This window comes from Vibrio sp. 10N.261.52.C2 (genome assembly GCF_041471425.1).
Classification (GTDB): Bacteria; Pseudomonadota; Gammaproteobacteria; order Enterobacterales; family Vibrionaceae; genus Vibrio; species Vibrio crassostreae_C.
This window is the reverse complement of record NZ_JBFROH010000095.1, coordinates 1-11,730: the sequence shown is the minus strand read 5'-3', so window position 1 is coordinate 11,730 and position 11,730 is coordinate 1. Positions and strand designations below refer to the sequence as shown.

Annotated in this window: 9 protein-coding genes and 2 pseudogenes; 5 read left to right on the top strand and 6 right to left on the bottom strand. The window is 43.1% G+C overall.

Features of this window, described 5'->3' with window-relative positions:
• Positions 1–144: 144 nt before the first annotated feature.
• The 5 genes from rplT to AB4307_RS21770 all read right to left on the bottom strand — a co-directional run bounded on the left by rplT (position 145) and on the right by AB4307_RS21770 (position 5,475).
• The gene (gene rplT / locus AB4307_RS21790) at positions 145–498 is read right to left on the bottom strand and encodes a 50S ribosomal protein L20 (RefSeq protein WP_004733517.1); all 354 of its coding nucleotides are present in this window, start codon (positions 496–498) and stop codon (positions 145–147) included.
• A gap of 42 nt (positions 499–540) precedes the next feature.
• On the bottom strand, positions 541–735 hold the full coding sequence (rpmI, locus tag AB4307_RS21785) for a 50S ribosomal protein L35 (protein ID WP_004738430.1): 195 nt from the start codon (positions 733–735) through the stop codon (positions 541–543).
• Positions 736–839: 104 nt separating this feature from the next.
• Complete coding sequence (gene infC, locus AB4307_RS21780) at positions 840–1,391, bottom strand: translation initiation factor IF-3 (protein WP_076654893.1); 552 nt, start codon at positions 1,389–1,391, stop codon at positions 840–842.
• Positions 1,392–1,393: 2 nt separating this feature from the next.
• Positions 1,394–3,322, bottom strand: a complete 1,929-nt coding sequence (gene thrS, locus AB4307_RS21775; protein ID WP_048659527.1) for a threonine--tRNA ligase — start codon at positions 3,320–3,322, stop codon at positions 1,394–1,396.
• Between the two features lie 497 nt (positions 3,323–3,819).
• Positions 3,820–5,475: a GMC family oxidoreductase gene (locus tag AB4307_RS21770; protein ID WP_372133515.1), complete on the bottom strand. Its 1,656-nt coding sequence runs from the start codon at positions 5,473–5,475 to the stop codon at positions 3,820–3,822.
• A 199-nt stretch (positions 5,476–5,674) separates the two neighbouring features.
• Here AB4307_RS21770 and AB4307_RS21765 point away from each other — a divergent pair, with 199 nt between their 5' ends.
• The 5 genes and pseudogenes from AB4307_RS21765 (at position 5,675) to AB4307_RS21745 (ending at position 10,860) form a co-directional block, all read left to right on the top strand.
• Positions 5,675–6,904 (top strand): TRAP transporter substrate-binding protein, encoded by a 1,230-nt coding sequence (locus AB4307_RS21765; protein WP_372133511.1) that lies wholly within the window; start codon positions 5,675–5,677, stop codon positions 6,902–6,904.
• A 40-nt stretch (positions 6,905–6,944) separates the two neighbouring features.
• Positions 6,945–7,514: a TRAP transporter small permease gene (locus AB4307_RS21760; protein ID WP_017059783.1), complete on the top strand. Its 570-nt coding sequence runs from the start codon at positions 6,945–6,947 to the stop codon at positions 7,512–7,514.
• A complete protein-coding gene (locus tag AB4307_RS21755) occupies positions 7,511–8,794 on the top strand; it encodes a TRAP transporter large permease (protein ID WP_372133508.1) in 1,284 nt (427 codons plus the stop codon). The genes AB4307_RS21760 and AB4307_RS21755 overlap by 4 nt, the downstream gene beginning before the upstream one ends.
• Positions 8,795–8,867: 73 nt before the next feature.
• A complete protein-coding gene (locus tag AB4307_RS21750; protein WP_372102872.1) occupies positions 8,868–9,665 on the top strand; it encodes an IclR family transcriptional regulator in 798 nt (265 codons plus the stop codon).
• 270 nt (positions 9,666–9,935) lie between these two features.
• Positions 9,936–10,860, top strand: a pseudogene (locus AB4307_RS21745) (DUF3187 family protein).
• Between the two features lie 118 nt (positions 10,861–10,978).
• On the opposite strand, the pseudogene AB4307_RS21740 reads toward AB4307_RS21745, so the two are convergent.
• Positions 10,979–11,713, bottom strand: a pseudogene (locus AB4307_RS21740) (sporulation protein); the annotation flags it as partial.
• Between the last annotated feature and the right edge of the window lie 17 nt (positions 11,714–11,730).

The window sequence follows — 11,730 nt, the reverse complement described above, 5'->3', positions numbered from 1 at the left end:
TTTTCCGGATTGGTATAAAAAATTAGATGCGAGATGCGAGATGCGAGATGCGAGATGCGAGAAAATATGGCAAAGCTAAATTACAGGCAATAAAAAAGGAGAACCGAAGTTCTCCTTTTCTTAAACCTTTAAGCTAACTCTAAATTATAGAGATGCTTTCGCTTTTTCAACTAGAACAGCAAATGCTGCTTTGTCGAATACTGCGATGTCAGCAAGAATCTTACGGTCGATCTCGATAGATGCTTTCTTAAGGCCATTGATGAAACGGCTGTAAGATAGACCATTTTGACGAGATGCCGCGTTGATACGTGCAATCCAAAGTTGACGGAATTGACGTTTCTTGTTGCGACGGTCACGGTAAGCGTATTGACCAGCTTTGGTAACTGCTTGGAAAGCTACGCGGTAAACACGTGAACGTGCTCCGTAGTAACCTTTAGCTTGTTTTAGAACTTTCTTATGACGTGCACGAGCTTGTACACCACGTTTTACGCGAGGCATTATGCTTCTCCTAAACTAAACGAATTTATAAACTAAAAAGAATTAAGCGTATGGCATCATACGTAGAACTTGAGCAACTTCACATTTAGGAAGGATCGAGTTCGGACGTAGCTGACGCTTGTTCTTAGTAGTACGCTTAGTCAGGATGTGACGTTTACCAGCGTGCTTAAACTTAATACCACCAGCAGTTTTCTGGAAACGCTTAGCAGCACCTTTGTTGGTTTTCATCTTAGGCATGATGAATAACTCCGCATTGTTGAGTTGTTAATAACATAGTAATTAGGGCGAATAAAACCCCGCAACCTGAGGCTGCAGGGTTCAATTACTTGCAAAGCCGTTAATTACTTCTTTTTAGGGGCCAACACCATGATCATCTGGCGACCTTCAATTCTCGTTGGGAAAGATTCGACTACTGCAAATTCTTCAGTATCCGCTTTCAAACGATTAAGAACGTCAACACCGATTTCTTGGTGAGCCATTTCGCGGCCACGGAAGCGAATTGTTACCTTCACTTTGTTGCCGTCTTCTAGGAAACCAGTCAGGTTGCGTAGTTTTACCTGATAGTCTCCAATATCAGTTCCAGGTCGGAATTTAATTTCCTTGATCTGAACCTGCTTTTGCTTCTTCTTCTGCTCTTTCGCAGCTTTGCTCTTCTCGAAGAGGAACTTACCGTAGTCCATCACACGACAAACTGGCGGCTCGGCGTTAGGGCTGATCTCTACAAGATCCATACCAGCTTCATTTGCAGCTTCCATCGCTTCAGCGATTGATACTACACCAACAGCTTCGCCGTCTGCGCCAGTTAGACGCACTTCACGAACGCCACGAATGTCACCGTTTAAACGGTGCTGGTTTTGTTTGGCCGGTTGTTGGCCACGTCTTCCGCCTTTAATAGCTATTCCTCCAGATTGAGCTTACGGCTTGAAACCTCGGCTTGGATGTATGAAATAAAGTCATCCACTTTAAATTTGCCAAGGTCCTTACCTTTACGTGTACGTACTGCAATTTCGCCGGCTTCCATTTCTTGGTCACCACACACAAGCATGAACGGTACACGTTTCAAAGTATGTTCGCGGATTTTAAAGCCAATCTTCTCATTTCTCAAGTCTGCTTTGACTCTAAATCCACTTTTTTGCAGTTTTTTCGTAATTTCTTGTACATATTCAGACTGTTTGTCTGTAATGCCCATGACAACTGCTTGTTCTGGCGCCAACCACGTTGGGAAGAAGCCAGCGTATTCTTCAATAAGAATACCGATGAAGCGTTCTAGTGAACCTAAAATCGCGCGGTGGATCATAACTGGCGTGTGACGCTCGTTATCTTCACCTACGTAAGTAGCACCTAAACGTTCTGGTAATGCAAAATCGAGCTGCACTGTACCACATTGCCAAGCGCGGTCCAAACAATCATGCAAAGTAAATTCAATCTTAGGTCCGTAGAACGCACCCTCGCCTTCTTGAATCTCGTATGCAATCTCTAATGCTTCTAGCGCTTGCTTAAGGTCAGCCTCTGCACGGTCCCACATTTCGTCTGAACCTACACGCTGTTCTGGACGAGTCGATAGCTTAACAACAATGTTTTCGAAACCGAAAGTTGTATAAGTATCGTAAACCATATCAATACAAGCTTTAACTTCTTGTTGAACTTGGTCTTCAGTACAGAATACGTGAGCATCATCTTGAGTGAAGCCACGAACACGCATAATGCCGTGAAGTGCGCCAGACGGCTCGTTACGGTGACATGAGCCAAACTCAGCCATACGTAGCGGTAGATCACGGTAAGATTTCAAACCTTGGTTGAAGATTTGAACGTGGCCAGGACAGTTCATTGGCTTGATAGCGTATTCACGGTTCTCAGAAGAAGTTGTGAACATTGCTTCAGCGTACTTATCCCAGTGACCAGAGCGTTCCCAAAGAACACGGTCCATCATTAATGGGCCTTTAACTTCTTGGTAATCGTACTCAGTCAGTTTTTGACGAATAAATACTTCTAGCTCACGGAAGATAGTCCAACCGTTATGGTGCCAGAACACCATGCCTGGTGCTTCTTGCTGCATGTGGAATAGGTCAAGCGCTTTACCGATTTTACGGTGGTCACGTTTAGCCGCTTCTTCTAGGCGCACAAGGTGAGCTTTAAGCGCCTTCTTGTCGTGGAATGCAGTGCCGTAGATACGTTGAAGCATCTTGTTGTCACTGTTACCACGCCAGTAAGCACCCGCTACGTTAAGTAGAGTAAAGTGCTGACAGAAGCTCATGTTAGGCACGTGTGGACCACGACACATATCGATGTATTCTTCGTGATGGTACAGGCCTGGACGATCGTCTTTAGAAACGTTCTCGTCCAAGATTTCAATCTTGTAAGTCTCGCCGCGAGCTTCGAATGCGTCGCGCGCTTCCTGCCAGCTAACTTTCTTCTTAACAACCTGGTACTTGGTCTTCGCTAACTCTTTCATGCGCTTTTCAATCTTTTCTAGATCTTCTTGCGTTAGAGAGTGCTCAAGGTCGATATCGTAGTAGAAACCGTTATCGATAGTAGGACCGATCGCCATTTTCGCTTCTGGAAAAAGCTGCTTAACCGCGTGGCCTAAAAGGTGAGCACAAGAGTGACGAACGATCTCAAGGCCATCAACTTCATCTTTAGCTGTGATGATTTCTAGGCTTGCATCGTTTTCGATAAGATCACAAGCATCAACACGCTCGCCGTCTACACGACCAGCAATGGTTGCTTTCGCAAGACCAGGACCGATTGATAGGGCAACATCTAGAGTTGATACAGGGTTGTCAAATTGACGCTGACTACCGTCAGGAAGAGTAATAATTGGCATTATTTGTCCTTTACAGTGGTGTTGCACACCAAGCAACACATGAAAATGTTTAATATATGTCTTTCAATCAACGAGTACGCTGATTGGGGATATATGCATAATAAATATACCCACATAGAAGCAAATACAGATGCCCTATTTGTAGGTATCCGAGCATTGTAACGAAATAATATAAAATGACAATGATGCGCTGTGGGTATGGCGCCGAAGCCGCCCCTCTCCCCTGCAGTCAAATTCAGGCAATTCGCACGCCTATCGTGTTATAGACGCAATAAGTCTTCTTGCATAGGATTGATGAAGCGAAACAAAAGAGGTAAATGTAGGGTATTGATATTCTGAGCCTCAACCATTCTTTTTACTCTGAACAAAAATATAGACTCATAAGAGTAATTTTTGGGAGTATTTTCGTCAGTGGTTTGGCAAATGACTTATTGGCAGGGAACACTATTTGGGGCTGTAATACATCTAACCTAGAGATTAAATTTAGCCCCGATGCATTAAATCGCTTCTTCGCACAATTTTGCTGACTTTGATTTAGACAGACTAGTTTCTTTTTTTATCATAGCTGCACATTTTTCACCGATCATAATAGACGGTGCATTAGTATTTCCCGACACAATAATAGGCATGATAGATGCATCCGCTACTCTTAAGCTTTTTAGCCCATGAACTTTTAGCTCATTATCAACGACTGCCATTGCATCATTGCCCATCTTACAAGTACCAACGGGGTGATAGATGGATTGACTGTATTTTGTCGCAGCTTCCAACAATTGTTCATCCGTTTGATACTTTGAACCTGGTACAAACTCTTCAGAAATAACCGAAGATAAAGGACTCGCATCGGTGATTTCTCTCGCTACCTTTATCGCGTTTATTGCAACAGCTTTATCTTTAGGGTGCGAGAGATAGTTAGGTTGGATACTAGGGTGCACGGAGTAGTCTTTGCTGGTGATCTTCACACGACCTCGACTTTCAGGACGCAATTGACAAACCGAAGTAGTAAAGGCCGAAAATGGGTGCACTCCTTCTCCAGGTTTGTCCGCACTGAGTGGCTGCATATGAAACTGTATGTCAGGCCTTGTTAAGTCAGAGGAAGACTGAGTGAAAATACATACCTGACTAGCAGCCAACGTTAAAGGACCTTTGCGAAACAGAGCATATTTAACTCCCACTGTCAGTTTATGCAAAGGTGTTCTCAACTCATCGTTCAGTGTTGTACAACTAGTTTTGTAGACCAGACGAATTTGTAAATGGTCTTGAAGGTTTTCTCCAACTCCAGGTAAATGATGAACGCAATCAACACCTACTGCTTCTAACTCCGCTCTGTTGCCAACTCCAGACAACTGTAATATTTGCGGTGAGCCAATTGCACCAGCACTGACAATAATCTCTTTAGCTGCCGAAACATACATTGCTTTTCCATTGCAAAAAAATTCAACACCTTTTGCTGTCTTATCGACAATATCAAGCTTGGAGGTATGTGCATGAGTCAATATTGTTAAATTATGGCGCTTTCGAGCCGACGTTAAAAAAGCTTTTGCACTGCTGCACCTCAACCCATTAAATGCTGTCTGCTGAAAATAGCCTACTCCTTCTTGGTTCTCACCATTAAAATCATCATTCCAAGGAATACCTACCTCTTGAGCTGCCTCCACAAATCGTTCGGCAATATCCCGTTTCAGTCTAAGATCTGACACTTTCAACGGCCCATCCACGCCATGGTACTTATCTTTTCCTCGGCTTTGACATTCAGACATTTTAAAATAGGGAAGCACGTCGTCATAACTCCACCCCTCATTACCAAGTGACGCCCAGTCGTTATAATCTTCTTTTTGCCCACGTATATATAGCAACCCGTTCAAGGAGCTGCTCCCACCAAGTACTTTGCCTCTAGGCCATTGTAATTGTCGATTATCAATACCTTCATCACGATCGGTTAGATAACACCAATCAGTTGACGGGTTGTGCATGGTTTTAAAATAACCAACCGGGATATGAATCCAAGGATTCCAATCTCGACCACCAGCCTCAAGTAATAACACTGAAACATCTTGATCCTCACTTAAACGACTAGCAATTGCGCACCCAGCCGACCCCGCCCCTACAACAACATAATCAAAGACACCCACATCCTTATGTAACCTTCCCATAACAAAATCTCCTTTGTATTTTCATAAATCGAGACACAGCGTCCCAAAAAACATAAACCAATAACAATAATTAGTAAATATCGAGAGAATATGAATTGTTTTTTGTTGACTTATCGCACACTAATAACAACCCAATTTGGACATTTAACATTTTTTAAACAAGTGTAATTGGGCTATTTACATGAATCAGGATGGGTACATGAGAACTTCAAAAGACAAACCATATAGCCGACGCGACTTTTTTAATGTTGCAAAGCGTGCCGGGCTTACATCAGCTTTATTCGCTGTAGGGACATTAGGGACAGGGGCTACCTTAAGTAGCCTGGCAAATGCGTCGGAAAGCGTATCTCGAACTCGAGAAAAGAAAAAACCAATCGTAGTCTTAAAGTTTGGAGCCTCTGGCTTTAATGAACAAAACTTAGATATCCAAAAGTCGGGACAATTATTTTTCGCTAGAGATCTTGAAGAAAGAACAAATGGTGAAATACAAGTTGAATTCTTTGGCTCCAATCAACTATGTGGGCAATTGGATTGTATAAGAAAAACTCAGCAAGGAATCGTTGACATATATTCCGCATCTACACAAAACTCCGCTGCTGGTGCGCCATACATGAATGTTCTTGATTTTGCATACATGTTCCCTACGCGAGCTTCGCAATTTCATTTTTTTTATGACAAACGAAGCGAATCATTGTTTCGTGAACCATTACGTAAACGCCACAACATTCAATTCCTATTCACGCACTGTGACTTACGTGGACTCATGTTAGGCAACAAATGGAAAGACAAACCCTTGGTTACGTCGCTAGCCGATATTCAAGGCACCAAAAACCGAGTAACAGGAACCCAGTTAGGGCGTATCGCCATGGAGCAACTCAATCTCAACCCTGTACCAGTTGCCTGGGCTGAAACAATTGATGGGCTCCGACAAGGACTACTTGATGGTGCGGAAACTTGGATGAGCGCAGCGGCATATTCAGGAATGACATCAGTAATATCTCAAGCGATCGATTTACGCATGTTCTCTGGCAACGAGAGTACAGCTATGAATTACGACGTTTTTGAAAAGTTAAGCGATAAACATAAAGAAGCGGTCATGGAATCTGCATATTGTGCACAAATTTTTACTCACGGAATGAATGAAGGTGGGTTGTACGAAATTATTGGTGCACAAACTCACCCTAACGAGAATACGCAATTCCGACAAAATAATATCCGCTTTGCTGCACTTTCAGATGAAGAGAGATTTAAGGCTGAACAAATATGCTCACCGGAATATAACCCAGAACCATGGCAAAAATGGCGTAATCGTTTAAATGCTTGGGCAGGCGATATTGATATCTATAAAGAAATTCACGGGATTGCTAGAGAACTCCCTAAAGACGCAGCGGTAGTCAACGTCAAACCACAACGTTGGTGGTTAGGTTAATACTCTGACAACCCATTAAATAAAACTAAGGCATGACATCATGAATGAAATCATCAGCACTGCCGTCCACCCGGCAACCTCAGTCAAAAAGTGTTTGTATTGGCTAGATAACAACATAGAAAAATATCTCATTGTGAGCAGCTACTCTATAATGACTGTCATTATCTTCGTTGAAATAATCAGACGTTTTTTCTTTAGTATTCAGGCTCCGTGGAGCACTAGTATCCCTGTACTACTATTTTTATGGCTTACCTGGGTCGGCGCAGCTGTCAATGTCAAAAACCGTACTCACTTATCGCTCACCGAAATTAGATTACGCCTCCCTTATCAAGCGCAATTTGTATGCCTCATATTAGATGCCGTTCTCTGGCTAGTTTTTGCGGGCGTCGTTCTTTATTTTGCAACGGATCAGGTAAGGATCGCTTACGACAATTTTGCAATTGTTCAAGGAACTGACGATGTCATGCAGTGGTGGTTTTATATGGCAACACCAGTAGGCTGGACATTAATAATCTATCGAGTGATACAGAACTTCTTCCAAGATTGTAAACGGTACATAAATAATGAGCCATTGATAATCCAGACATCATTAGCGGAGAAAGAAGCATGAGTGAAGGTGATTTGATTAGCATTATTAGTGTCATCGTTTTGGTTCTATTTCTAGCAGGCATCCCTATATTTTTAATCATTGGGCTATGGGTTGTTGGGGTTAGTATCGTCATTGACTTTACCCTCGCTAACATCGGTGTAACGCTATTTGAGGGGTTAAACTTTTTCGGCTTACTAGCATTACCTCTTTTCATTCTAACCGGCGATCTAATTAATGCTGCAGGCATTGCAAAACGACTCTCTGATTTTACGTACTCTATTTTGGGTTCCATTCGTGGTGGTATGGGTATGGCTGCGATTGGAGCTTGTGGGATGTTCGCAGCCATTTCCGGGTCTAATGCTGGGACAACAGCCACAATTGGCTCAATAATGGCTCCAGAAATGAAAAAGAATGGTTACGACGAAAGATTTTCTGCAGCCACAGCAGCATCAGGAGGAACTGTTGGAATTATTATTCCGCCGAGCGTGATATTCATTGTGTATGGCTTCATGATGAACCTTTCCATAACGGATCTGTTTATTGCAGGAATGCTGCCAGGTAGCCTCATGGTATTAGCGATGATGTTCGCATGCCATCTAGTTGCTCGAAAACAAGGATGGGGAACAGTTATTCCTTTTGTCGCAAAGACCAGTTTCAAATATGCAAGACGCGCTTACCTCGGCTTCATTACTATTGGTGTAGTCGTCTACGGCATTTACTCTGGAGCATTCTCACCAACAGAGGCCGCTGCATTCACCGTTGGGTTCACAATTATCGCAGGCTGTATTCTGACCAAAGACTTACATTTCAAAAACATCCCTTCTGTGATGCTCAAATCAGGGCAGATTACAGGGATGCTAGCACCATTAATCGCGATTTCTGTCGTCATGCAACAATTACTTTCCATGATGGGAGTCGGTGAAATAATTGGTAACGCACTTAATGGATTCGGAAGCTATTACGCAGTCTTATTTATGTGTATGGGGATTATACTTTTAGCCGGGATGCTCTTAGAAAGCTTACCGGTTACCATTATTTTAGCTCCAATTCTCGCACCTATTGCCACAGGCATTGGCGTCGATCCGATTCATTTTTCAGTTATCTTCTTAGTCGGAGCTGCAATTGGTTTTGTCACACCACCGTTCGGCTTAAATTTATATGTCGCAAGTAGCGTAACCGGGATCCCTTATGGTAAGTTAGTTCGGTTTGTCATTCCTTACTTCACAGCGCTATTTATCTCGTGGGTTTTGATTGCTTTATTACCGAGCATTTCATTATTCTTGGTTCAATTTGGCGGCTAAAGTAGATTAACCGAATTTGCAAGCAATGACCCATTGCTTGCAAATTTATCAGAAAAAACAAAGGAGAAGCAGCATGAGCAATAACGAATCGTCAAGTAATTCAGCACTATCACGTGCATTTAAGATTACTGAGTTCATCGCTAGTGAGACACGCCCCGTTACAGCGGTTGATATTGCTTTGTTCCTAAACCTTCCTAAGGCCAGCGTACACCGGATACTCAGTCAACTTGAAGATGAGGATATTATTGCGAGAGATCTCCAAGGTCGCTTCTTGTCTATCGGTTCTCGATTTAAAAAAATGTCTCTAGACGTCCTGTCACATTTTGATGGGCGCGCACCTCGCCAGATGGTTTTAAAAGAATTAACAGACGAAATACAGGAAACCTGTAACTTATCCGTATTAGATGGATATGAATTGTTGTATTTTGAGCGTGTTGAGGCTAATTGGCCTATGATGGTCAACTTAAAATTAGGCTCGAGGTTGCCTCTGCACTGTACTGCTAGTGGCAAGCTATTTTTGGCCTTAATGCCAAGAAATAAACGAAAGCAGATACTTTCGACCCTAACACTAGAACCACAAACAAAACATTCGATTACCAACGTCGACGACCTAAACAGAGAGCTCGACGAGATTGGGATTCGTGGTATTAGCATCGACAATGAAGAGCTCATTGAAGGTATGGTTGCCATTGCAGTCCCAGTTTGTGATCAAGACGGAAATATGATTGCAGGCATGGCAATACACGCACCTACATTGAGGTTGAGTGTTAGTGACTTACTCACTAAAGCCGGTAGGTTGAAGCTTGCAGCAAAAAAACTAGAAAGCCTAATGACATTTCAATCCCAGATTACCGATGAGGCGGTAGAGTAACGTGACACGAATAGATGTATCCCAATAGGCCTAAATACCGAGTTCACAAACGAGCACAAGTTAAAATAACAAAGTAACAGGTAGTATTACTTCAATGACTCTTCATTAATCTACAGTGCCTTTGAGCACCGTGGTCTTCATCTCTCTACTTTTAAAACTCACCTTTCGAACTAAGCTATAGATAAGCAACGGAATGCAGATGAGGTACATATGGAGAAACGGGCTACTTGTATATCGCTCATACGACCTTTACCGCTAGTAATAGCCGCCATGTTTTCTGCGCCAAACGCATGGGCCAACAAAGATTACGGCCCCTTAATCAGTTATACCCAAGCACCACTGCAGTCGGTTCGCCTCACCCCGTCGCTCCGTTCAGGCTTCCCTCTTGAAGAGAATAAGGTTGAAGTATTTACAGCCTTAACTGCTGCGAGTATCTGGGCTAACTCCCACGGCTATCACTTAGACTATTATCAAAACCAACTTCAAACAGGCCTGCGATGGCAATTGACTACAGCGTGGCAAGTAGAGCTCAATTACCGCTGGTTATACGCCGCCAATAATCATCTCGACAAAATCACCATTAACTTTCACGACCTATTTAGCATCGACCAAGCAGGTCGAGATCAGAAAGAGAGACACCAATTCGACATCTATGCACCAGACCATGGCGTCAATAATCGAGACTTCTCCGGCGACACATTGACTAGCGCTTTCACGCTCTACACCCAATATCAGATCATAGATATAGAAAACCATGGCTTATCTTTTGGCGTCTCCCTTTATCATAACAAAGTCAGCCACGGTGCATTTAAGGGAAACAGCACCGAACAAAGCGCTCAACTCAATTATGCATACCAACTCGACATCAATACCTTCTATACAAGCTTAGGATTAGCGAATCAGTCCAGTAGAGAAGTGGAGAATAGCTTTTCACATAAAAAAAACGACATGGTCATGGATGGGAGGATATCAACTCACGCTATTTGAAAATCATGAGTTACACCTAGAGTATCGTTGGTATGAAGGCGCAGAAGACGGTGAAACTGAGTTTTCAGAAGCCGCGAATGAAATGATGTTTGGCTATCGCTATCTCATGCAACGCTCGGCAATTGAGATATCCATAATCGAGAACATTTTCAATATGGACAACTCCACCGATGTTGCTTTTCAATTGGCCTATCGGCACCAGTGGTAAACCCATTTCAGGACGGGGCAGATAGTAGAATCAAAAAAGCCGAATGGTTAAGTTCGGCTTAAAAAGTTGTATTGTCTCTATTAATTAATAGACAGAGCGACTGCTAACAGAGAGGGAACTACGCACTCATGATTCTTGATACAGCGTTTCGAATGTCTGAGTCGGCCGCATTAGCAGGTAAGCTGAATGAGATGTATTGGTCGCCGCGGAAGCTCATTGAGCGGTCGATTTCTGCTAGGCAGTGAACCATTGAACCTTCAACGATGAATGACAGCTCGATTTCTTTGTTATTCATGAAACCGCCGCTGCGAAATTCAATCTCTTGGTAACAACCCGAACGAGAAGCAAAGTTGTTGCCTTTTAAGAAGCCCTTCTCTACGTCAGCTTTCACCATTGCGATACCGGATGCTTCCACGCCTTGGATGATTTTAGCCACTGTTGGCAATGGGTGTACGGAGATAAAGTCACGGTCTTTAGGGTCAATCGCGAAGCCTATATCTAGGTTGGTTTCAACCCACACATGGCATTGGTTCATTTGTGCGTTCAACGCGGTGACTGGCGTTTCATCATTTAACTTAAGACGGAATGGAACCAGTTTGGTTTCGTCCGGTTGGATAACGAAAGGCTCTACGGCTTGAATACGACCCAGTGAAAAGGTTTCGTAGCTGGTGCTATCTTCCGTTTCTACTTTTACTTCTGTGTTGAGAACCAAGTTGATCAGGTCGATTTGTTGCTCAACGTCACCACCAACAATGTGAACATTGCCAGACAACTCTCCACCTTGGAAAACTTCAATATTATCTAAGACAGTATCAACCTTTGCTGCACCGATGCCCAACGAGGCCTTTAATTTGGTTCATCGCGGATTAG